Raw genomic sequence first — 23,828 nt, 5'->3', positions numbered from 1 at the left:
GCGCGGCAACGTGTGCTAGTCGTCGTCAACCCTGAAGTCGTCATGGCACGAGCCGCACGACTGGCCTAAGCGACCGGCAGACGCTTTTATTGTCGCTTCATCGCCGGTTGCCGCGGCACCTACAAGCGCCACGCTGGCTGCCTGAAAAGCAGAAATTTTTTGCGCATACTTTTCGGGCTGTTCCCAAATGGCGTCGAGCGATTCGGTGACAACGCCGGAACCGCGCGTATCGGTTTCAAATACATCGGCCATCATCGCGCCCAAGTTTTGGATATGTTCCGCGTTTGTGCGCACCACGTCGGCATCAAAAGGAATGCGTTCGCGCGCCATGCTGGCTATAGGCAAGTAGTTCTTAAAAATGAGTGTGAATAAAGCCTTGCGTTGTTTGGTCGCGGCCAACATTGCTCGGTCAGGTTCAGGCCCACTCGGCGCGGCCGTCGCTTCGGCCGATGAGGCCGCCGACGGATTTGCGCCTCCTGAATCACAGCCAGCCAAAGCAAACAGCCACACGAACGCGAGCATGAGCGCACTACGCTTCATAGAATTCTCCAAAGGTTGTGTACTTGACGGGTCGTATGCGCTTCGCCTCGCATACAACCAAAGTGTATTCAGATGCTAAAAACTATATGCATTTGCGTGTGCCGGCGCAAATGACGCCCGTCTAGGTTGGCCTCGATTGAGACAAACCGAGCGTTTACAACGTTAGAACGACATCGAGTCTCCTGTCTACCACCGTGATGGTGCGCACGGCGGATGACACGGCGAGGCGACCACGAACAGATCGGCAGCGGTTCACCACTCATCCCTGTGGGTGATCGCGCTATCTCAAGCGGCGACGGAGTGATTTAACGGCCAATCCGCAAAGCGGATGAGCCACGAAAAATCGCCTGTGAGGGATTAATACTGCACAAACCAGACCGTGCCGGCCTGACGGATATTCGGCTCACCACCGTCCATAAAGGCCGTAACAAATCCGTTCGTACCGCGAATAGCACGCCATTTTTGACCGGGTTCCCGAAACACCATTTGCAGAGGCTCGAGAGTCGGTCGCTGAGACTCAATCGGTGTCAGCTGTGCAAAGACTTCGCCGTCAAATATCGATAGAAACTGAGCATCGGCCGCGTGTTCGATGCGTCGACCCGCCGTGTACACGCGCACGGGTTTGCCGTTACGAACGGCACGGATCAAGACGTCTTTGGATCCTTCGAGCGTATTGCCGTCGGCGTCGTTCTCCAACACCATTATCCAGCTATCGAAGCCATCGTCCTGAGTGGTGAGATCGGTCGTGATGGTGCAGGCACTCAGTGCCATGACGCCCAATACCATCGTTAAGTGCTTAAACATCCTGTTCTCCCGTTAGGTTCGCCGTGTACGCAACCTCCAATAGATGTGTTAGCGCCGCGGATGGTCGCGCCAGTGTGGTATTTCCACCGTATCCATGCGCCCCAGACGGTGGGCCGGTTCGATGGAACATCAAAAAAGCTCAGAGCCGCTCTGATGACACCTATTTTTCGGCCAACCCCCGCAACTCGCGCTGGCTTTTTGCGCTGCGGCATGCAAGATTAGAGCTCGCTCCCCGATAGGATCGACCAAGACGCGGAGCGCGATCGCCGCGCCGGGCGATGTCCATCGAACACTCTGGTGCACCATCACGTTCACGGTGGTGTAGAAGGAAGCTGCATGGAAAATTCCGAGAACAGCGTCGACGATATCGGCATTCTGGTCGTGCACGGTATCGGCATTCAAAAAGCCGGCGAATCGTTGGAGGCGGCCGGCAATGCGATTATCCGTTGCTTAGCCAACTACGGCGTCGATGTCTCGCTGCTCACCTCAAAACCCAAGGGCACAACGGACGAGCCACCCTCATTGGACATCGCTGTACTGGGTAAACACTGGGCGTTCGCGGAGTGCCATTGGGCAGAATCGTTTCTCGAGCCGAAGTACGCGCAGCTCACCAACTGGTCGCTGATGGCCCTTCCCTCAGTGGCCGTGCGGCATTTTGGGCGCTTCATCCGGCGCGCGTTGAAGCGCCCCACCTTGGGTCAAAAAATCGTGAGCGCCATTCCGGCCACACTCGCCTATCTTGCCATGGCCGCGGCTTTGCCCTTTATCTGTTTGTCATTGATGGTTGTGAACCTGCTGTCCTTTCTGCCGATTATTGGGCCGGTGGCGCGCGGACTTCGCAACATACTGATTCGCATTGCCGGCGATGCGCTGGTCTTTACCGATAACCCCGTGCAGGAGGCGGCGATTCTCGGCGTGTTCCGCGAGCGACTGCTTTGGCTGGCCGAACGAGTATCGGGACCGATTGTGGTGCTGGCCCATTCGCAGGGGGCCGCGGTATCGCGCCTCGGCCTTTATCAGTGGGACGAGCCCGCTCTGCGCAAACGTCTGCATCTTTATACGTACGGCTCCGGGTTGGTCAAGCTTACGCATGTTCGTGGTGGCGCACATGCCAGCTGGTGGTACCCTTGGCTCGCCACCCTCGCCACGGGCTTCATCGCAACCGGCGCCACGCTTTTGTGGACCACGACAAATCTAGCGTCTCTGCTCGTTTGCGCGCTCGGGTTTGCATTACTAGTAATTGCATTGCGTGCGCATTCAGAAGACAGCCGGCTCGAAAGCTATCTCGACCCCAGTCAGATGTTCACGGACAACCCGCAACAGTCATTTCGCTGGACAGACACCTACGCGTCGCACGACCCGGTGCCGGGCGGCGCGATGTTTGATCGCAAGATCGACTATTTGGCGTCGTTTGAGGTGACCAATCGCCGCAGCACTGTCTTTGACCACACGTCGTATTGGCTCAACCGGGATGAGTTTGTCACACGCGTGACCAATACACTGCTGCGCGAGGCACGCTATCCAGGGCTGCAAAACAACGACGTGTTGGACGAAATGGATCAAGCTAACGTCCGCGCGTCGCTGCGGCGGAGATTTCGGGCAAGCGTGAAGTCGATTCTGCGATGGTTTGTGGTCATCGCAACGGCGGTGTCAATCTATTTATCGCAAGTGACGCCCAATGCGCTCGCCGCCCACACTCGCGCCGTGTTACAGCGCGGCATTGACGCTGTTCCCTATGGCTGGGCGGAGCGCGCCTCCGCGTTTTGGCTCAACTTGTCCGGCTCGGCGCTTGCCGCGCTGTCGCTGCTTGCTGTGGGCCTGTTGGGCTACGGTTTACTCGCCCTAGGCTGGCGCCAATGGGAAAAAGCCGATTCTGAAGTTGTCTATTCGCGCAGTAACTACACGCATGGCGGTTATCTGGCGCTTCTGTTTACCGGTTGCTGCATTCTGTTTGACCGGTTACTGGCTTTTGCCGGCCTACCTCAACCAATACTCATCGACCCCATTTCGATCGCTGCCACAATCGTCATCGCCGTTGCACTGTTTGTTGACGCATGGTGGCCAGCGCGGCCGCCGGTTGAGGAGTGGATACGACAAAGCGCTGACGAAACCCAGTGGCGTTGGGATGATGGGTTCAATCGCGCGTGGCTGTTTGCACTGGCGAGTGTGGTCACTTTGCGCTGGCTGCACACGACCTCCGCCATTGCGTCGATTGATAATGTCCTGCTTACGCATTTTGTTGAACTGGCCGTGCTCATCGTCGTGGCGTTCGTTATACGCGGGTTAGTGCGAACACTTCTGCGTAAAAGCGCGCGCTATCATCTCGCGCGCAAGCGCTAGCACGCGCAGACTTTTTGCGACGTGCCGCCCCGTAAAACAGCCCCTGACCAATAGGAGTGCTCGATCGCTAACGCGATTTGATCGACGGATCACGTACCCGGCAAATCGTTCTCCAGCACCTCCACCGTCGCCTTGTCCAAACGCCGAGTGATCACATCGAGATAGTCAAGGTGTTCGGGCTTCATCACACACGCGCGCAAAACACTGACTGAGTCTTGATCCCAGTCATCAATACACTGTAATGCTGAGCACATGCTTTTGGGCACCGATGCCACGGCCAGATGTAGGTCGTGCTTGGCGGCCTGATCGAAGACCTGGTTAGCCCGCTTCGAGGCCTCGCTGGCGCTGGGTGCATCGACCGCCCAACACACAATATCGAGCTGTGGACCAAACAGCGGCGTGAAACGAGCGCTGTCATGCAGCCACTGATAAAACGTCATGGCGGCTTGCCGGCACTGCGTCAGTGAGGCGGCAAACTCGCCTTCGGGGGTTAGCGGAAAAGCCTCGTGTGTACACCAAAGCGCCACCGCACTCGCGCCGGCGCGCGAACACTCGAGCGTAATCTCACCCAGATGCAACTCTTCAGAAGAAAAGTAGGTGTACGGTGAGTCGTGCTGATAAATACGCCCTACCGACGGATCTTTGAACAATACACAGCCGCATCCGTAGGGTTGAAGGCCATGTTTGTGCGGATCGACCACGACCGAATCGGCGTCGCGGATCGCGTCATAGGCCATGCGCACAGCCGGATCGAGATTGGCCGTAAGCATAAAATAGCCGCCATAAGCCGTGTCTACGTGAAGGCGAAAGCCATAGCGCTCGCGCAGCGCGAGAATGTCCGGCAGTGGATCCACCGTACCGGCTAGCGTCGAGCCGAGTGTCGCGACCACCAGACCCACGTCACCTTTTTCCAATTCGCGTTCAAGCGCCGCCATATCCATATTGCCTATCTTGTCCACCTCAACAGAGCGATAAGGCATTTGCAGCACTTGCGATAGACGTGAGTGCGTATAGTGACTCTGACTCGAGGCCAACACGGCCATCTTGCCCGAAGACTGGTTCAGCTCTCGCGAAACCCATAGCGCCTCGAAGTTCGCCATCGTACCGCCACCACATAAATGACCCATAAAATCGGTCCAGCCAAACATTTGGGCAATCGCGGCAACGGCTTCTTTTTCCATCTGAGAGCTTTCGCGTCCGCCGTCGAGTGCGTGATTGTTGGGATTGAGATTCATCGCCAACGCGTAAGCCAGCTGCGCGATCGGGTGAGGGGGTTTGAGCATCTGACCCACGTACAACGGATGATGGTAGGGATAATTATTGTGCAGACGTCGCGCTGCACGGCTAAGAATGTCGGCGCTTTGATCTGTGTGAAGGTGGGCGGTGGACGGCGGCAGTCCATCGAATCCGGCTGTCAGCGTCTGCATAGCCGTTCTAAGAATGTCGAGATTGGCGTCGGTGAGGTTCATGGCGATTTCCCGCACAAATGGACAGAGCCCGTATGATAACGACTCGGCCCGTCGATCGTCAGGATTAATTCGGTCAACCACCACGAATTTGAACAAGCGGGTTCGGGTTGTCTATGATGATAGCGAGCGAGCCGCCAACAAACGGAGAGGGCAATGGGCAAAACCAAGACGGTTAATCAGTACCTTCGCACTACCCAACAATGGCAAACCGAATTGAAATTGCTGCGCACAATACTGCTGGACACGCCGCTCACAGAGACCATCAAATGGGGCATGCCGTGCTACACCTACAACGGCAAGAATGTGGTTGGCATGTCAGGCTTTAAAAGCTACTTCGGGCTTTGGTTTCACCAAGGCGCGCTGCTCGCCGATAAACACCACAAGCTGATCAATGCACAAGAAGGCAAAACCAAGGCGTTGCGCCAATGGCGCATGACTCATGCCCGGGACATCAAGCCGCGCATTATTAGACGCTATGTTAAGGAGTCCATCGCCAATATCCACTCGCAGCAAGAAATTAAGCCCGCACGAGCCAGTCGTCAGACCCTACCGCCCGAACTCAACAGCGCGCTCGACAGCAACCCGAGAGCCCGCTCCGCGTTTGCCAAACTCACGCCAGGCAAACGCCGCGAATACGCGGAGCACATTGCGCAAGCCAAACACGTTTCGACCAAACTGCGGCGTATCGACAAAGCACTGCCGCTGATTCTCAAAGGCGTGGGCCTTCACGACAAGTACCGCTGATCACTGCGCGGCGGTCCATCGCCGTGGGGAACTAGAGCAAGCCAAGTTCGATCGCCCGCAGCACGGCGCGCGTTCGATCGCGTACACCCAATTTTGACAGCACGTTGGACACGTGATTTTTCACAGTACCCTCCGAGCGCTTAAGACTGTCTGAAATTTCGCGATTGCTATAACCACCTGCCACCAGACGCAGCACCTCAAGCTCGCGTGCGGTGAGGGCCTCGGGTTCTGGCAGCGTGTCGAAGCTTTGGCCGGCACTGTCAGCTCCATCCACCGCTCGAAGTAACGTATCGGTGATCGCCGGCCGCACCATCGTTCCGCCTTGATGCACGAGCTGGATGGCGTCGATCAGATCTTCGAGGGAGACGTCTTTGAGTAGGTACCCCCGGGCACCGGCGCGCAGTCCCTGCAGCACAAGCTCATGATCATCAAACGTCGTGAGAATAATCACCGGCACAGTTAAGCCTGCCGCGGTCATCGCGTCGATCGCCTCGATCCCATTCATCTGTGGCATTTGAATATCCATGAGGACCACATCTGGCGCATGGGATTTGACCTGTTCAAGCGCGTCCAAGCCGGTGGCCGCCTCGGCGATAACCTTTACGTCATGGGATAGTTCCAGCAGGCTGCGGATACCGTCGCGCACCAGTTTCTGATCATCCACCAGCACCACCGATATGGTCATACGGCGACCTTCGGAAGCGACACCTGAATCGTAAACGACGGTTCGGCGGCGAGCGTCAGTCGACCGTTGAGCTTTTCAATGCGTTCGCGCATCCCCACTAAGCCGTTTCCAGGGGTAAATCCGCGGCGAGCTCGGCCGTTGTCGCGAACATCCAGTCGAATCTGGCCATCTTCCTGCCAAAGGCGAATCCAACTTTCGCTGGCGCGCGCATGCCGCAACGTATTGGTAACCGCTTCCTGAACACAGCGCACGATGGCCTCGGCTACCGCTACGTCGTCGACGGCCAAATCCGACTGCACGTCCAGGTGCACAGTCAGTCCAGGCACTCGCTCAACAATGCGCTGAAGTGAGCCGGCAACATCCAGCATGCGGTGCTCGCGTAGCGTCGATACCGCACGGCGCACGTCATCCAGAAGCTGTTTGGACAGGTCGTGACACTGATCAACCTTGTCCTTCACCTCGCCCTCCGCCAATCGTCCTGCTACCTGCAGGTTGATGGTGAGCGCCGTCATGTGGTGACCGAGTTGATCGTGAAGGTCACGCGCAATCCGGGTGCGCTCATTTTCCTTGGCCGCATCGGCCAGCAGTTGTTGCGTTGCAAGCAAGCCTCGGTTGAGTTCCTGCGCATGCTGCGTAGCGTCTTCGGCACGGCGCGCAGAAAGCGATGAAAACAGCGCGAACATATGAAAAGTGGCAAATAGCAATACGCCCAGCGCGGCGTCCGATTCGCCCCAAGCAAATCGCTCAATGAGATACCAGCCAACGTTTACGCCTAGGAGCAGCGCCACTGCCATACGCGTGCCAAAAAACGACGGTAGCAATGACACCCACATAATGCTGTAAATCGGCAAAAACGAAATGGGGAAGCGCGCGCCCAACCACATCACGATGGCTAACGACAAAAACAGAAGCACAATGCCCTGTGGGCGCACTCCATATAAACCTCGATCGCGCACTGAGGCGAGCAGCAACAGAATGAAACCGATCTGTAGCCCCACAAATTCCGTCATACGCTCGGCGTAAGGCGCTCCGGCATCACGCATCAGCAGCAATCCCAGTCCAAACACCGTCGCCCAGGTGACAAACGCAGCAAGCGTGTGCAATTGGCTGTCCAAGGAACGTTTCATACCATCATTATCCATCTTCCGCGCACCGACGCTATAGGCCAAAAGTCATGGTCTGAGATCATGACTTTCCGCACTGTCGTGGCCTGCGGGCACCACGCTAAAGTGACGATACGATTTGGAGAAACCGATATGGCTCAGCTATTTACCGTAATACTCATCGCGCACATCGTCACCGGCGCCGCGTCGCTTGTGTTGTTCTGGATTCCGGTGGCCGTAAAAAAAGGCGGTGCCGTGCATATCCGCACGGGCCATTGGTACGCCCGGTGTATGAACCTTGTGGCGGTTTCTGCACTCATACTCAGCGTGATGATAATGATCGACCCAATGGCATTAAGCACTCGGAGGCGAACCTATCGACCGCCGATGCGTTCGCCGCCGCCGAACAGCGCCGAAGTGTGGCGTTATTTCTGCTCGCCATCAGTGTGCTCGTGATCGCGAATATCCGTCATGGGTTGCTCACGCTTGGCGAGGGTCTCGACCGTCAAAAAACCCGTGCCCTGGACCACACGTTGTTGAATGGCGCCTTGATCACCCTCGCCATCGTGCTCGCGATTGTCGCCTATCGACAGTCGAGTATCTTGTTCTACGTCTTTACGGGCTTGTGCAGCGCGACGGCCTACACGAATCTGCGCTACGCGTGGCGCCCGAAGGTAACCCGTGGCGACCGCATTCAATCCCATCTTGCCTCCATGATCGGTGCTGGCATCGCTTCACACACCGCCTTTTTTGTATTTGGCGCCAATCGGTTTTTAAGTGACGCGCTTAGCGGTCACTGGCAGCTTGTGCCGTGGGTCGCCCCGGCCGTTGTCGGCACGATCATTATCAATCGAATTTCACGTCGCTATGTGCGCAAACCCCGTCGGAGTACGTCCCATGCGTAAAGGCATTCAACTGTTTATCTGCATTTATGTGCTGATTACCCTCTTTTCATCCAAAGCGGATACGCTGCCCGGTCAACTCGCTTTTGAACAAGGCGATTACGAGCGCGCCAAAGTAGAAGTGCTCGCTGCCGACGACTTTGATGGTTCCCCCGAACTGCAAACACTCTATGCACGCATCGAGCTATCGCAAAACCAACTGGATGCGGCCCAACAACGGATTACGCAAGTTCTCGAGCAACACCCCCAGAACGCCGATGCCCTTGCCGCTGCCGGACAGCTCTATGGGCAACAGGCCTCGCGCGCAAGCATGTTCCGGGCTGGCAAGTTTGCCAAGCGCTCATTGGCACATTTTGAACAGGCGCTTGAATCCGATCCGGAACATCAACACGCGCTTCAAGGGATTATCTTGTTCAAACTCAGCGCACCGGCGCTGTTTGGTGGCAGTGTCGACGACGCGAAACGGTTCGCTAAACAACTCGAGTCGATCGACGAAGTGGAGGGCAAACTGGCCTTTGCGAACATCTATCGAAAACTGAGCGACGATGTCCGACAGCTCGAGACGCTACAGACACTGTATGAGAATCACCCAAATGATCCGCGTGCGCCCCTGGCCCTCGCGTTTGTAGAGCAGGCCGATAACAATTGGTCCGGGGCACATGACTATTTTGCTGCGGCGTTAAACGCCGCTCGCACGGATGCTCGCCACACGTACAGCGCGCAGATGGCGCGTTATCAGCTTGGCCGAAATGTGGTGCTTTCCAAAACGACGGAGGAAAGTAAAGTGGCCGCTGCGGTCGCCTCGCTCAGCGACTACCTTGACGGGCCGCAATTTGGTGACTTGCCCGCACGAGAATGGGCGCACTACCGTCGCGGATTGTTGTTTGAAAAACTCGACGGCCGAGAGGACGCGGCCATCGCTGACTTTGAGGCCGCCGCGACAACCGATGATCGCGATTTGAAACGTGCGCTGTCTGGAAAATAGGCGCAAGAAACCATTCACGTTCCATCGCGACGCGTAAAATCGATGATTGACTACCCTTGCCGCGCTCTGCGGGCATCGGATGCGTCTACTGAGGCGTGACGTTCGCCGCCTGAAGACCTTTTTGGCCGTTGGTCACTTCCATCGTTACCTGCTGGCCTTCGAGCAGTGTCTTACGGCCTTCAGCGTTTATCGCACTGTAGTGCACAAACACATCTTGTCCGTTGTCCTGACCGATGAACCCAAATCCCTTCGCGTCGTTAAACCATTTCACGACGCCTGATACCACTTGATCCGTCATACTACTGTTTCTTTCCTGTTGTTAAATGTCCATGGCGATCGTTCTTGGCGAGGTGCGAACACAACGTTAAAAACGGTCACCGCACCCTTGTTATACGATAAAACTCACTGGAATGGTACTTAGCCAAAACCTCAGATTCCGCGAGTCGGTTAGCGTGACCACACGGCGTATTCGATCTTGTCAGGGCCAAGAAAATGGAAGCGGCGCCCGCCTGGAAACTCAAATACCGGCACGCTAATCGTGGCGCCGAGTTTCTCAGCGCTCGCTTGCGTTGCGCGCAGATCCTCAGAAAAAAATACGACGAGCACCGGGCCCTTTGGGGGCAGTTCGTCGGGCGCTACGCGGTGAAAACCGCCCGCAAGCCGACCATCTTCGAACGCCGTGTAATCGGGTCCATAATCAGTAAACGTCCAGCCAAACAGACCCGAAAAAAACGTTTTGACGGCGGCCAGGTCGGTCGCCGCAATTTCAATGTAATCGATGCAATGATGGTTGGGTGTGTAGCCCACTGTGCACTCCTTGGCGAGGGTCGCCGGTCAGTCAGTGATTAAGGAACCGCCCCGCGTCGGAAAACCGAACCGATTTATCTTTCCGGCTAGCGGCCCAGTGCCTTGAGCAAACGTTCCTGTACTTTGCGCGGCGCACCGCGAGCGGTGTGACGCTCGTATTGGCCGCTCGGCAGCAGCGTCCAGCTCAGTCCGGTGTCGCTGAGGTAGTCGACGAGCAGTTCGCTCTTGAGCCGCGCTTTGAGGTCATCCTGAAGAATTGGAAAGCAGGCTTCGACTCGTCGATCAAGATTGCGCTCCATAAGGTCGGCAGAAGAACAATACAGGCGGTCCTCGCCACTATCAGCGAAATAATAAACACGCGAATGTTCTAAGAAACGGCCAACGATGGAGCGCACGGTAATGTTTTCTGACAATCCTTTGACGCCCGGCCGCAAACAGCAGACGCCTCGAACAAGTAGATCGATTTTTACGCCAGCTTGAGACGCGCCATAGAGCGCTTCAATAATCGATGGATCGGTCAACGAGTTCATTTTCGCGACAATATGCCCTCCCCCGCCTTCTTTTGCGTGCTTAGCCTCACGACGTATGGCACGCAGTAACCGATCCCTGAGGGTAAACGGCGCCGTCCACATTTGGTGGAGCTTGGTGACCGTACCCATTCCTGTTAACTGCTGAAACACGCGCTGCACATCTTCACCAATCGGTTTACTGGAGGTGAGCAAGCTATAGTCCGTGTACACCCTTGCATTCGCCATATGGTAGTTACCGGTGCCGAGGTGCACATAGCGCTTGAGTTTTTTCTTTTCACGCCGGACCACAAGCATCATTTTCGCATGAGTTTTGTAGCCGACGACGCCATACACAACCAGTACTCCAGCATCTTGCAAGCGTTGGGCGAGCATGAGGTTTTCCGCCTCGTCAAATCGCGCCCGCAATTCAATTACGGCGGTTACTTCCTTGCCGGCGCGCGCCGCATCGATGAGCGCTTCGACAATTGGCGAGTCGGCGCCACTTCGGTAAAGCGTTTGCTGAATGGCAAGCACTTGAGGATCGGCGGCGGCCTCACGCACTAACTCAACGACGGGCCAGAAGCTTTCGTAGGGATGATGTAGCAAATAGTCTCGCTCAGCGATCCGCGCGATCAGCGAGTTGCCACGCTCAAGATCACTCGGTACACCCGGCGTAAATCCTTCGTAAGCCAGGTCTGCGCGATTGACGATATCGAGTAACTGCTCGAGGCGATTAAGATTGACCGGGCCGTCTACTTCAAACAGCTCTGATTCGGTCAGGCCGCATTTTTGCAACAAGAAATTGATCACTTTCTTGGGACAACCAGCGCTCACTTCTAATCGCACCGAAGCACCGAAGTCACGTGACGACAGCTCCTTTTGCAGTACCATAGCAAGGTCTTCCGCTTCGAACTCATCGAGCATGAGGTCAGAATCGCGGGTTAGGCGAAACTGATAACAGCCTTTGATTTGCATGCCGGGGAACAGATCCTCGGCGCATTCCTGCACAATGTCCGACAGCAACAGCACGCGATGCGAAGGCGAATCGTCATCAGAGGGCATTTCCACTAATCGCGACAGGGATCGCGGCATGTGTAACACCGCGTAGTTCAGATCACGACCGAACGCATCAATGCCGTCGATGCGTAGAAGAAAATGAAGACTCTTGTTGACCAGTCGTGGAAAGGGGTGAGTTAGATCCAAACTGATCGGCGTAATAACAGGCGCAACTTGCCTACGAAAATACGTTCGCACCCACTCCAATTCGGATTCGCTCCATTGATCGCGCGTTGGCAAGAACACCTTTTCATCACTCAGCGCCGGCATCAGCACGTCATTCAACAGGCGATATTGTTCATGAACGAGTTGGCGGGCTTGATCGTACACCTGCTTTAGAAGCTCCGACGGACTGCAGCCATCCGGCCCGGTCGCGCTTTCGCGTCGCTCCACCACGTGGCGCAAACCAGCCACACGGACCTCAAAAAACTCATCGAGGTTATTGCTGCAAATCGATAAATAGCGCACCCGCTCTAATAGCGGAATCGAGTTGTCGAGCGACTGAGCCAGCACGCGTTGATTGAACTGAAGAATACTGAGTTCGCGATTGAGAAAATTCGCCGAATCGGAAACACGCCGTGGCGCGTTCGACAGCGGCACAACTTTGTTTTGATCGGCGGTGGTTTTGCTCATGGCGATTGTCTTCAGCATGAATTGCTGGCGGCCGTTAAAAATGCCTTATTCTGGCTAAACTTGCAAACGCTCTTGTGCGCTGACGTGCTTATCGCCAAAACAAACAAAAACGCGCAGCAATCTACATATTGCTGCGCGTCAGTTTATACGGTTCTTGAAATCGCCTACTATTCTTCGGCCAGTTTGAATTGCACCAGCGTCTCGGAACGCTGAGCGATGACTTCACCATCAAGCACGCGTGGCTTAAAACGCCACTGCTCCACGGCTTTTAGCGCGGAGGAGGAAAACTGCTTGGCGAGTCGCTGCGACGACTCCACCACTTTTAGATCGCGTGTCTTACCGTCTTCCGCTACCGTGAATTCAATTTTTACCCAGCCCTCGATCGAGCGGGTCATGGCGCGCTTCGGATACTTGGGCGGCACGCTTTTCTCGACTTCGAAGCCTTTGAGCGAAATCACTTTCTGCGATTCCGCTGCAAGCCATGCGGTGCGCACGTCGGAGCGAGCCTGCGTCACCAGAGCTTCGGCAATGCCCACTCCTTCTGCCTGATCGAGTGCTTCACGAGCCGCCTCGATGTCCCCTTCTTCAGCCGATTCATACGCCTGTGACGTGAGTTGCTGAACAATACTGCGCAGTCCGCGCTTGGCATCCGCATTCGTCGACTCAAGTGCAAGCACCTGATTAAACAACTCCACCGCGTTATCACCCGACGGCGCGACAAATCGCTTGTCTTCCACTTTGCTCGCGGCGGACGCGAGCAGTTCTTCTATCTGAGCGCGGACCTGTTCAGCCGGATCAATCAATTGGGGCTCAAATGACGTGGTCGCGCCGTCGATAGCAGGATCGATCGACTCGATAGACAGGCCGGTTGTACTTTGATCCAGATCATCCGTCATGCGCTTACTGCTGTTGAAGGCAACGGCTTCGGTCGTCGGCAATTCAGCGGCCTCAGCCGCGCTTCGCGCTAACTCCGCCTCACGTTCTTTGGCTTCTGCCGCAGCAATTTCGCGTTCCTTACGGGTTTGTGCAATGGTCACCATCGCGGCATTGATGCGTCCAGAATCGGCATCGGGAATGACGCGCAGACTGCGGGCCAATTCTTCAGCCGTTTCTAACTCACCGCTGCCAATCGCCGCGTCCATGGATTCGAACATACTCGCCGCCTTGTCGACCAGTGACTGTTGAAGTGCCAACACCGCATCGGAGCCCGCTTCGATTTTATTCAGTGATTTCAGTCGCTGCACCACCTGCTCGTAGTTGCCTTTTGCCATCAGGTCGTTGGCTTCATCCACAAGCTGAGTGGCAATTAACTGCAAACCTGCCTTCGCACGCGTGTTTGCGGGATCTTGGTCGAGTACCTGACGATAAAAATCCAGCGCCGAACCCTCTTCTTCGCCGGCAAGCTGGCCGGACTGAAACGCCATTTCTGCCATTTGCAACGCCGTATCAACCGGTATGGTCTCAGGTTCTTGTTGCTGCACCGGCTGCGGTGCAACGCGAGTAGCGACCTGCGTGGTTTCGATGGCTTCGTCGGTACCGCTGTTGAGGAACAACCAAGCGCCCCCCACCACAGCGAGGAGTCCTGCCACAATGACCGCTACCTGAACCGATGAATCTTTGCTGTTTGGCATTGTTTTTTCCCTATCTATTTAGTGCACTTTGCGGGACCAAAGTCCGCGTACGCGCCCGAGGCCGTTGATGAGTCGGCCAATTGAGGCCGGCAGTTTGCCACCGCCAGACTTCAGCACCTGATGGCGCTGAATCAAATCTGGATTGTCGCGAAGCTGGATGTGCTTCTTGATCGCTTCACGCACGTGACGCTTACAGGCCGTCGAGCTCATCGGCTTATCGACCATACGAAATACTTGGCCGTGATTAATGAGTCGAACCATGAGGTCGGCGTCGCGATGCTGGCTGGCCACCATCGTGACCATCTCAGGCACTTTTTGCTTGAGTTGAGCGGCGAGCTGCTCGATCACTTCCGGGTCTTCGCTCACATCGGTGATGAGCACGGCGGGCGCAATTTTTTGAATGCCGTGCATCAAGCGCGCAATATTGCTGGCCTGGAAGGTGTAGAAATAGTCTTGCAGCGAACGACCAATGCTCTTGGCAAACTGTTCGTCCGAAGTAAAAACGATGATAGACACCTTGTATTTGCCGGTGCCAACAAGTTTGACTGGATTGGGGTCCTTCTTCTTTTCTTCCTGGGGTGCTTCAAGCGTGGCGGCTACATCCAGAACAGCCGTCGTTCCGCCGAAGTCACCCTGATCCTCACTGTTGTCGACCACTTCATGCGTGTCACCACTCATGACAATCTCGACTTCTGACTCGCCTTGATACTCTTCGGGTATCACGGCCGTAGACGAATGATCAGGCGCTTCAATAGACGGCGCCATGGCATCGTCCAGAATGGCCGATGCGGTAGCCTGCGCTTCAATCTCCTCCTCGGACAACGCGGCGGCCTGCTCGGTCTCATCGCTTAATACGACCGATGCAGACTGTGAGATTACCGGATCGGCTAGTTTTGGTGCATCGCTGGAATCAGCCTCATCGCTGAGCTCAAGCGTCGTGTCGATTTCGGTATCCACGTCCGCGTCCGACAACTGCTCAACCACCGATGTGTCAACACCACTGGCTACAATTGCTTCAAGAAAGCTGTCGTCGTCTACTTCATCCAAGCTTGACGAGCCGGTGGTTTCGATTGCGATTTCGGTCGCAAGCTTAATGGTGCCGCGCAGTTCTTCGGCCGCACAAGGCTTGCTCAAAAAGCGGAACACTTCACCGTCGTTCATCGCTCCTTCAATCGCATCAAGGTCAGCATAACCGGTGAGCAAGATGCGTACCGTGTCAGGCGATGATTGTTTCACCGCTGTCAACACTTCTACGCCCGTCATGATTGGCATACGCTGATCGGCGACAACGACATCAATATCGTTCTCATCGATGATTTTTAACGCTTCGTCACCGCGCGTCGTCAGAAACAGATTGTAGTCGCGACGAAACATAGCGCGCATGCTGTTGAGCACGCGTTTCTCGTCATCCACAAACAGCACGCTCGGCTTACCGGAACGCACTGATGATGGGGTCGCTGAATCTGTTGCTGTCATGGTCTCTCGATTCTCTAACTAACTAATGCAAAATCCACTTCGTCGGTGTCCCGTGCCTGATCCACCACTTCCTGGAAGAACGGCTCACCGTCGCCTTCACCCTCGTCAATCTGCGTCTCGGACTTAACCGGCAGCAACACCGTAAATGTGGAGCCCTCGCCGACCGTCGACTCAATATCTAGGCGCCCGTTATGCGAGCGTAATATCTCTTCGCTAATTGACAGACCAAGGCCGGTACCTGTGCCAACCTCTTTGGTTGTAAAGAATGGATCGCGAATCTTAGACATGATCTCATCGGGAATACCGCATCCGGTGTCCTGCACAGCGACCGACACAAAACCGTTTTCGACAGACGTTGTGATGGTGATGTCACCACCGTCTTCCATGGCTTGTGCCGCGTTGTTGATGAGATTTAAGAAAATCTGATTGATTTGAGACGGCGAGCACTTCACTGGCGGTACGTCGCCGTACTGTTTAATCACGTTGACGCGAGACTTCAGCACATTCTTGGCAATCACTAGCGTTCGTTCGAGGCCATCATTAACATTGAAAGAATCAACCGGCGCTCGATCGAGTCGACTAAAGTCCTTGAGGCCTTGTGCAAGAATCGTGAGTTCCTCAAGACCTTCAATATTGTCATTGGTCAAATCCACCAATTCCTCCAAGTCAGCCTTGATTTCTTCCTCGATTAGAACGGTCTTGAGCTTTTGCAAGCCGTGCACATAGCGCTTACGAATGACTTCTTTGTCTTCGGTCGGATTGGCGCGCGGTACAAGCTTGTCCTGACACAGTTCGATGAAGTTTCCGACCCGACTGAGTGTTTCTTTAATCAGCGTTTGGTTACTTTGCAGATATAGCAACGGCGTATTAATTTCGTGGCTGATGCCTGCGACCAGTTGACCGAGCGACGACATCTTTTCCGCTTGCACAAGTTGCACCTGTGACTCTTTGAGCTCGTCAAACGCTTTTTCGAGATCCTGCGTACGCGCCTCGACGCGCGCTTCGAGGCCCGTATTCGCGTCTTTTAGCTGATCGTTAACGTCGTTAATCTCGCTGTAGCTGTTGTGCAGTCGAAATCCGAGCAGGCCCAAACCACCAAATAGCAATACGCTGAAGATGTTCAGTAGCGTTTGGGAGTTTTCAGCCTTGATGGTGCGAGAGCTGTGCGCGGAGTTGATCGAGTTCTTGAGGTCGACCGCCGCATTGGCAAACGGTACCGCCGTCAGTGACGACCAGGCGGTCTCTACGTTGTCGCGACCGTTACGAACTCGCTCGATGGCATCGATCATACTCACCATCGAACTGCTCAATAGATCGCTGTTGTTCTTAAGGCCTTCGAGCATGGAGTCGATTTCATCGACGTTGCTCGATGCACCGGGAGTGCCGTAGGCCAATGTTTTTAGCAGGAGCTTATAGACGGCTCGTGATTCTGTGGCAAAACCCGCCGCACTGAGTTTTTGCACTTCGTTCGGGCCGTTATCGCGAATCAGTTTGAGCGCGCTGCCAATCGAGTTTTGCTGTGTCTCCACTTCATTGGACAGGTCAATCACTTTCTTAAGCTGCGCATCAAAATTTGACTGCGCGGCGCCACCTTGCAGGTCGGACGACAACACAGCGTCTTTGTTTGCATTCAAACGTCCGCGCATGAGCGCAACGCCGGTGCCAGTCGGTCGCCCGTCACGTCGAGCGGCGGAGAGCTGATCCATTAGGCTCTCGTAGTTCGCCACGCTCTGATCGACCAAACTCACTGTTTGATAGTGGGTGTTGTAGTCGTTGACGTCGACGGACTTCGAGCTGTAAATCAGCGCAGCCAGAACAGCGACGGCGAGCGCCGATGTGATGACAGCGATCCATACTTTTGACACAGTTTACTCCAGGCTTTTTTTCTTGAGTCGGGAAAAAATACCAGTCGCATCAAAATCAATCCGTGAGCCAGTTCTCGCTTGCAAAAAGCGAATGAAATCCCGCCCTTGTCGGCGTTCGCCTTCCTCGTGAAAAATTGCGGATTGCGGCTAACACATTAAGAATTAACGTGATATGTAAACCCTGACGCTACGCAGCACGGCGCGGGTAAACCCTGATTTGAATGTCAGGTTTTGACGGGTTTTGGGCAAACTGTGACCGACCACGCATAATGACGGTCAAATCGCGGGGCGTCGGCAGATCGGGCGCGCACGAAATGGGCTAGTGGATACCCAGCTCCTTGATCTTTCGCGTGAGGGTATTGCGCCCCCAGCCCAGCAGCTGTGCCGCTTTTTGACGTCGGCCGCCGGTATGGGCCAGCGCCACGTTGATGAGCGCACGCTCAAACACCGGCAGCGCATCTTTTAGAAGCTCGGGTTTATCTGCCTTGATGTGCTGTTCAGCCCATTGTGTCAGCGCCCGCTCCCAATTGTGGTCGCCGCGTTCGCTGATCAGACCACCACCGAGTTCGGCCGGCACATCCTGTTCACGAATCTCACGACCCGGCGCGAGTGCCGTGAGGCGACGGCAAGCATTGATCAGTTGGCGCACGTTACCCGGCCATCGAAAGTTTGCCAGTAGCGCCCGAGCGCGCTGACTGAGCTGTTTCGGTTCGACCCCCATTTCGGTGGCCGCGACATGCAGATAGTGTTCGAGCAGCACCTCGACGTCCTGACGACGCTCGCGCAACGGTGGCGACTCGATATTAATCACATTGAGGCGATGATAAAGGTCTTCGCGAAAATCCCCATCCACCACCTTTTGTTCGAGATTTTGATGCGTGGCCGCAATCACACGAACGTCGACTTGAATCGGCTGTTGGCCGCCGACCCGATAAAATTCGCCCTCTGCCAGCACGCGCAATAGACGGGTTTGCAACGTGGCGGGCATATCACCAATCTCATCCAAAAATAACGTGCCCTTGTCGGCTTGTTCAAAACGTCCGACACGCTGACGATCGGCGCCTGTAAAAGATCCACGTTCGTGACCGAACAGTTCCGATTCGAGTAATTCGCTGGGCACTGCAGAGATATTGAGTGCGATAAAATCTTGTTGTTTGCGAGGGCTATGTTCGTGCAATGCCTTGGCAATGAGTTCTTTACCCGTGCCGGACTCGCCCGTTACCAACACATTCATCGACGACCCGCTGAGTCGCCCAATGGCGCGAAACACCTCCTGCATTGCCGGTGCCTGACCGATGAAGCCTGGAAACACCATGGGCTTGCTGCCACCATTAATCGAGCCGCTTTGGCTCGCCGCACGACGCACCAACCGCACCGCCTCGTCGACATCAAACGGCTTGGGCAAATACTCAAATGCCCCCGACTGGTAGGCGCCAACCGCACTTTCCAAATCGGAATGCGCGGTGATCACGATCACGGGTAGCTCCGGTGCATTCTCCTGTAGATGAGCGACCAAGCCCAATCCACTCATGCCTGGCATACGAATATCGGCAATCACAACGTCAGGGCGGCCGCCATCGAGGGCTGATAGCATCGGCTCCGCATTGTCGAAGCTGGTTGATTGCATACCCGCGTCACGCAGCGATTTTTCAAGCACCCAGCGAATCGAAGGATCATCGTCCACAAGCCAGACTGAAATATCGGAATCGCTGGTCACTTAACTCTCCTCCATGCTGAGCGGCAGGTACAAACTGAACACAGTGGGCGCAGCGGGCTGCAGTTTAATCAGCCCGTCGTGTCGATGCGCAAGATCGAGGGCGAGTGATAAACCCAGGCCCACACCTTCAATGCGTCCCGTTACCAACGGATAAAAAATTTGCTCGCGTAGCTCATCCGGCACCCCTGCCCCGGTGTCTTCCACGTCTACACGAGCCACCATGGTGTGGCGTTTTGCGCCAATCGTAAATCCCGATTCAACCCTCGAGCGAAAAACGATGCGTTGCGGACCGTCCTCGATGTCAGACACGGCTTGCAGTGCATTGCGGGCAAGGTTCAATAGGGTTTGCGTGATCTGATCTTCATCGATCAACAGCTTGGGCAAGCTGGGATCGAAGTCTCGGAAAACCTCGACCGACTCGGCAGCCTCGCTGCGAATCAGAGTGAACACGCGATCGAGTATGCGATGCAAATTGATCAGCTTACGATGGGTGGGGCGATTTGGGCCAAGCATGGCGTCGACCAGATGCACCAGTCGGTCAGCCTCATGAATAATAACGTCGGTGTATTCCTGCAGATCTTGCGTCGGTAAACGTCGCGCCAAAAGTTGCGCTGCCCCGCGCAAGCCACCCAAGGGATTTTTTATTTCGTGGGCAAGTTGTCGGGTGATCGTGCGGCTGACCGAATTTTGCGATTTCAGCTCGTTGTCACGCTCGATTCGCAAGCGGTTGGTTACGTCGCGCAGTTCGAGAATAAGCGTGTTGGTCGCGAGCGGCATCGCGGTAACGTCAACCGCGGTGCGGTGCTCAGGATCATGGAACGGCACGAGTTCGGTCTCGTGGATTTCCATTGAACCGCCTGATCTTACAGTGCGATCAATAAGATCATAGATTTGCCCATCATCATCGAAGACGTCACTCAACGATTGACCGATCACGCGGTTGCGGGTGGTGCCACTCAGTGCTTCGGCGGCTTGATTCATGTATTGGAGCGTGCCCGACGTGTCCACAACCAATATGCTCACGTTGAGCGCGTCGAGCAGCGCGTGTTCGGCGCCATCGTCAAACGGTGCGCGCACGAAGTTAGTTCCCACGACGCTCAGCCGCAAGTAACGATCTGCTAGCAGATTGTGGTATCGCGAAGAGGTGCGTTAGTTGCCGGCGGTCGACTGTCGCACAAAGAACGTGACGGATTGCCCGTCGAATAGCGTGTTGCCGTCCAAATCTCGAATGGCGGCGCGTACGGTGTGCTGTCCGCGATAAACATTGTTGATCGTGATTGACGACGAAACGACCGGGTCGCTGTTGACCGGGCGACCGTTGTACAAAATCACTACACCATGACCGGGCTGAAGACGCGGTTCGATATTGACTCGCACGGTCAACTCGCCACCCAAGTTCCAGAGCGTTTCGCCATCCGACGGAGATTGAATCGACGCAGCGGTATACGGCAATAACGCCTCTTCGCCAGCCGGCGGTGGTGGGCTGTCGTTGCGCGTTGTGCTGGATGCCGTTGGTCGCGGACTGCGAATAATGTTGGTGGGCTTGAGCTGGATTTGCTCCGCGCCCTCGCGAGGCGTGTCGGAGTAATGCACCGTGCCCGACGCATCCACCCAACGATAGAGTTCCGCGCTCGACGCGCCGACGGCTGCACTCAGCGCCGCGGCGATTAACCAATATTTTAAGGTCATAGTCCAAAAGAATAGCCTGACTTACTGTTTCGACCAACGTTAGGGGGGCAATGGTTCCTCCTGGCGAGCGTAAAGTTTTGTGCCGCAGGATGGCTCCGACGCGGACCCAGGCGCCAGGCCTGGGTCCGTCATATCGGATTTTTCGACTTAAGTGACTGTTATTACAAGCTATAGTACAAGTCGAATTCGGCCGGGTGGGTTGCTAGACGCAAACGAGCAACATCTTCACCCTTCAGTTCCAGATAGCCGTCGATGAGGTCATCACTGAACACACCGCCCGCTTTGAGGAAATCGCGATCGGCATCCAGCGCCTTGAGCGCCTCGTCAAACGAGAACGCCACTTCTGGAATGAGCTTCTCTTCTTCCGGGGGCAAGTCGTACAGATCCTTGTCGGCTGCATCGCCGGGGTGAATCTTGTTTTGAATGCCGTCCAGTCCGGCCATGAGCATCGCGGCAAACGCCAGGTACGGGTTAGCCGTTGAATCAGGGAAACGTACTTCGATGCGGGCTGCTTTCGGGTTCGCCACATAGGGAATGCGAATTGACGCCGAACGGTTACGCGCTGAATAGGCGAGTTTCACCGGCGCTTCAAATCCCGGCACGAGACGACGGTAGCTGTTGACGCTCGCGTTTGTGAACGCATTGAGCGCCTTAGCGTGCTTGATGATACCGCCGATGTAGTACAGCGCCATCTCCGACAAACCGCCGTAGGCATCACCCATAAACAGGTTCTTGCCATCTTTGACCAGCGACTGGTGTACGTGCATGCCGTTACCGTTGTCGCCGACCAATGGCTTGGGCATAAACGTTGCGGTCTTGCCGTAAACCGACGCCACATTCATTACCACGTATTTGAGAATTTGTACTTCATCGGCCTTGCGCACAAGGCTGTTGAATGCCACGCCAATTTCGCATTGACCCGCCGTGGCCACTTCGTGGTGATGCACTTCGGTTGGGCAGCCCATGTCGTCAAGAGCAAGACACATCGCTGAACGTAGATCATGCAGTGAATCGACAGGCGGTACGGGGAAGTAGCCACCTTTCACACCTGGACGGTGACCGCTGTTGCCTTCCGCATATTCTTTTGAGCTGTTCCATCCCGCTTCGATCGAATCCACCTCGAAGAAAGAACGACCCATGTCGTCGCCATAGCGCACGCTGTCAAATACGAAAAACTCGTTTTCCGGACCAAAGAACGCCTGGTCCGCAATGCCGGTAGACGCAAGATAGGCCTCGGCTCGCTTCGCCAACGATCGTGGATCGCGGGAGTATCCTTGACCGTCGGAGGGCTCAACCACGTCACAGCGTAGATTGAGTGTCGGTTCTTCAGCGAACACATCGACCACGGATGAGTCGGTGTCGGGCATCAGCACCATGTCCGATTCGTTGATGCCTTTCCATCCGGCAATCGAAGAACCATCAAACATCTTGCCTTCGGACAGAAAGTCGTCGTCGCACTGATGGGCCGGGATTGTCACATGCTGCTCTTTACCCTTGGTGTCGGTAAAGCGCAGATCGACAAATTTGATTTCCTTCTCTTTTAAGAGCGCTAACACATCTTTCGATGCCATGGTGTCCTCCGATCTGATAGGTAATAAGTGGGTGTGCGCATCGGGCGCACAAAGCTATACGGCTGCACCGGGATTGCATAAACTGTGCCAACAACAAAGCGCCCAAAAATGCGGCTTTTGGGCGCTAATTGTGCGAATATCGCACCGTTATGGTGCAGTTTGTGAATCTGGATGCTCGATTATAGTGCGTTTTGATCTTCGGTACAACCGGCGAAAACCGCACGTTACGAAGACGTGCTGCACTGCCGCAGACCTAAGCTATATGAGACTAACGCACCGAAGCGGGGCGTGATGTGAAACCCGTCGAAAAGGGTAGAAATGCGGCGGGCACTCGTACATGCTCTCGCTTCGCGCTCGAACCGTATTAAAGGAATCCCCACCATGAACGCACCGCCCGTTAATCCGGCACCCGCTACGTTTCAGGAACTGCTGCTCAATTTGCAGGGGTTCTGGGCCGATCGCGGCTGTGTGATCATGCAGCCGTATGACATGGAGGTGGGCGCCGGCACCTTTCACCCTGCGACATTTTTGCGCAGCATCGGCCCAGAGCCTTGGCGAGCGGCCTACATACAAGGTAGCCGTCGCCCCACTGATGGGCGCTACGGCGACAATCCGTTTCGACTTCAGCACTACTTTCAGTTCCAAACGGTGCTCAAACCGTCACCACTGGATATTCAAGAGCAATATCTTGATTCACTCCGCGCCATGGGTGTCGATCCACTGGTGCACGACATCCGGTTTGTCGAGGACAACTGGGAGTCACCGACACTGGGTGCGTGGGGTCTGGGCTGGGAAGTCTGGCTCAACGGCATGGAAGTGTCGCAATTTACGTATTTCCAACAAGCCGGCGGTATCGACTGTAAACCGATCACCGGTGAACTGACGTATGGACTCGAACGCATTGCCATGTACTTACAAGGTGTCGACAACGTCTACGACCTACTTTGGGCACGCACCGAAGACGGCGACATCACCTACGGAGATGTGTATTTACAGAACGAACAGGAACAGAGTCGCTATAACTTTGAGCTTGCCGACACCGACGCGCTATTTGTGCAGTTCGATCAGTGCGAGAAGGAATGCGCGAAATTGGTCGATGCCGAACTGCCCTTTCCAGCCTATGAACAAGTACTGCGCGCCTCACATACGTTCAATCTTCTGGACGCCCGACAGGCCATTTCGGTCACGGAGCGACAACGGTATATTTTGCGTGTGCGTACGCTCGCACGTCGCGTTGCCGAAACCTATCTCGCCTCGCGAGAGGCACTTGGTTTCCCACTGATCCAGCACGCGGATAAATAA

Annotated in this window: 20 protein-coding genes; 5 read left to right on the top strand and 15 right to left on the bottom strand. The window is 55.4% G+C overall.

The window, feature by feature from the left end; translation table 11 throughout:
• Positions 1-15: 15 nt before the first annotated feature.
• Positions 16-540, bottom strand: coding sequence for a cytochrome c (locus AAF465_01495; GenBank protein ID MEM7081396.1), 525 nt, complete (start codon positions 538-540; stop codon positions 16-18).
• 357 nt (positions 541-897) lie between these two features.
• Positions 898-1,344: a hypothetical protein gene (locus tag AAF465_01490; protein MEM7081395.1), complete on the bottom strand. Its 447-nt coding sequence runs from the start codon at positions 1,342-1,344 to the stop codon at positions 898-900.
• Between the two features lie 336 nt (positions 1,345-1,680).
• Here AAF465_01490 and AAF465_01485 point away from each other — a divergent pair, with 336 nt between their 5' ends.
• Entirely contained in the window at positions 1,681-3,684 is a 2,004-nt protein-coding gene (locus AAF465_01485; GenBank protein MEM7081394.1) for a hypothetical protein, read from the top strand.
• 89 nt (positions 3,685-3,773) lie between these two features.
• Here the strand turns inward: AAF465_01485 and AAF465_01480 are convergent, their stop codons facing one another.
• Positions 3,774-5,153: an aminotransferase class V-fold PLP-dependent enzyme gene (locus AAF465_01480; GenBank protein MEM7081393.1), complete on the bottom strand. Its 1,380-nt coding sequence runs from the start codon at positions 5,151-5,153 to the stop codon at positions 3,774-3,776.
• Positions 5,154-5,306: 153 nt separating this feature from the next.
• Between AAF465_01480 and AAF465_01475 the strand changes: the two genes are divergently transcribed.
• The gene (locus AAF465_01475) at positions 5,307-5,897 is read left to right on the top strand and encodes a DUF1801 domain-containing protein (protein MEM7081392.1); all 591 of its coding nucleotides are present in this window, start codon (positions 5,307-5,309) and stop codon (positions 5,895-5,897) included.
• A gap of 31 nt (positions 5,898-5,928) precedes the next feature.
• Here the strand turns inward: AAF465_01475 and AAF465_01470 are convergent, their stop codons facing one another.
• Together AAF465_01470 and AAF465_01465 are read right to left on the bottom strand one after the other, a co-directional pair.
• Positions 5,929-6,582 carry a response regulator transcription factor gene (locus tag AAF465_01470; GenBank protein ID MEM7081391.1) on the bottom strand — a complete coding sequence of 218 codons (654 nt, stop codon included), beginning with the start codon at positions 6,580-6,582 and terminating at the stop codon, positions 5,929-5,931.
• Entirely contained in the window at positions 6,579-7,709 is a 1,131-nt protein-coding gene (locus AAF465_01465) for a sensor histidine kinase (protein MEM7081390.1), read from the bottom strand. Before AAF465_01465 ends, AAF465_01470 begins: the two co-directional genes overlap by 4 nt.
• Before the next feature lie 263 nt (positions 7,710-7,972).
• On the opposite strand from AAF465_01465, the gene AAF465_01460 reads away from it, so the two are divergent.
• Positions 7,973-8,590 carry a hypothetical protein gene (locus AAF465_01460; GenBank protein ID MEM7081389.1) on the top strand — a complete coding sequence of 206 codons (618 nt, stop codon included), beginning with the start codon at positions 7,973-7,975 and terminating at the stop codon, positions 8,588-8,590.
• Entirely contained in the window at positions 8,583-9,572 is a 990-nt protein-coding gene (locus AAF465_01455) for a tetratricopeptide repeat protein (protein MEM7081388.1), read from the top strand. The genes AAF465_01460 and AAF465_01455 overlap by 8 nt, the downstream gene beginning before the upstream one ends.
• 85 nt (positions 9,573-9,657) lie before the next feature.
• On the opposite strand, the gene AAF465_01450 is transcribed toward AAF465_01455, so the two are convergent.
• The 10 genes from AAF465_01450 to glnA all read right to left on the bottom strand — a co-directional run bounded on the left by AAF465_01450 (position 9,658) and on the right by glnA (position 22,526).
• Complete coding sequence (locus AAF465_01450) at positions 9,658-9,870, bottom strand: cold-shock protein (protein MEM7081387.1); 213 nt, start codon at positions 9,868-9,870, stop codon at positions 9,658-9,660.
• A 149-nt stretch (positions 9,871-10,019) separates the two neighbouring features.
• Positions 10,020-10,379: a VOC family protein gene (locus AAF465_01445; GenBank protein MEM7081386.1), complete on the bottom strand. Its 360-nt coding sequence runs from the start codon at positions 10,377-10,379 to the stop codon at positions 10,020-10,022.
• An 86-nt stretch (positions 10,380-10,465) separates the two neighbouring features.
• On the bottom strand, positions 10,466-12,577 hold the full coding sequence (gene ppk1, locus AAF465_01440) for a polyphosphate kinase 1 (protein MEM7081385.1): 2,112 nt from the start codon (positions 12,575-12,577) through the stop codon (positions 10,466-10,468).
• A 167-nt stretch (positions 12,578-12,744) separates the two neighbouring features.
• Positions 12,745-14,208 carry an energy transducer TonB gene (locus tag AAF465_01435; GenBank protein ID MEM7081384.1) on the bottom strand — a complete coding sequence of 488 codons (1,464 nt, stop codon included), beginning with the start codon at positions 14,206-14,208 and terminating at the stop codon, positions 12,745-12,747.
• A gap of 18 nt (positions 14,209-14,226) precedes the next feature.
• Positions 14,227-15,684, bottom strand: a complete 1,458-nt coding sequence (locus AAF465_01430; GenBank protein ID MEM7081383.1) for a response regulator — start codon at positions 15,682-15,684, stop codon at positions 14,227-14,229.
• Positions 15,685-15,698: 14 nt separating this feature from the next.
• Positions 15,699-17,549 carry an ATP-binding protein gene (locus tag AAF465_01425; GenBank protein MEM7081382.1) on the bottom strand — a complete coding sequence of 617 codons (1,851 nt, stop codon included), beginning with the start codon at positions 17,547-17,549 and terminating at the stop codon, positions 15,699-15,701.
• A 319-nt stretch (positions 17,550-17,868) separates the two neighbouring features.
• Positions 17,869-19,266, bottom strand: a complete 1,398-nt coding sequence (ntrC, locus tag AAF465_01420; protein ID MEM7081381.1) for a nitrogen regulation protein NR(I) — start codon at positions 19,264-19,266, stop codon at positions 17,869-17,871.
• Positions 19,267-20,343: a nitrogen regulation protein NR(II) gene (gene glnL, locus AAF465_01415; GenBank protein MEM7081380.1), complete on the bottom strand. Its 1,077-nt coding sequence runs from the start codon at positions 20,341-20,343 to the stop codon at positions 19,267-19,269.
• A 72-nt stretch (positions 20,344-20,415) separates the two neighbouring features.
• Positions 20,416-20,955: a DUF4124 domain-containing protein gene (locus AAF465_01410; GenBank protein ID MEM7081379.1), complete on the bottom strand. Its 540-nt coding sequence runs from the start codon at positions 20,953-20,955 to the stop codon at positions 20,416-20,418.
• Between the two features lie 161 nt (positions 20,956-21,116).
• Positions 21,117-22,526: a type I glutamate--ammonia ligase gene (glnA, locus tag AAF465_01405; GenBank protein MEM7081378.1), complete on the bottom strand. Its 1,410-nt coding sequence runs from the start codon at positions 22,524-22,526 to the stop codon at positions 21,117-21,119.
• A 381-nt stretch (positions 22,527-22,907) separates the two neighbouring features.
• Between glnA and glyQ the strand changes: the two genes are divergently transcribed.
• The gene (gene glyQ, locus AAF465_01400; protein ID MEM7081377.1) at positions 22,908-23,828 is read left to right on the top strand and encodes a glycine--tRNA ligase subunit alpha; all 921 of its coding nucleotides are present in this window, start codon (positions 22,908-22,910) and stop codon (positions 23,826-23,828) included.

The organism is Pseudomonadota bacterium, from assembly GCA_039028935.1.
In the GTDB taxonomy this organism is placed as follows: Bacteria; Pseudomonadota; Gammaproteobacteria; order Steroidobacterales; family SZUA-146; genus SZUA-146.
Note: the sequence above shows the minus strand (reverse complement) of the source record. Positions and strands in the feature narration are given on the sequence as shown.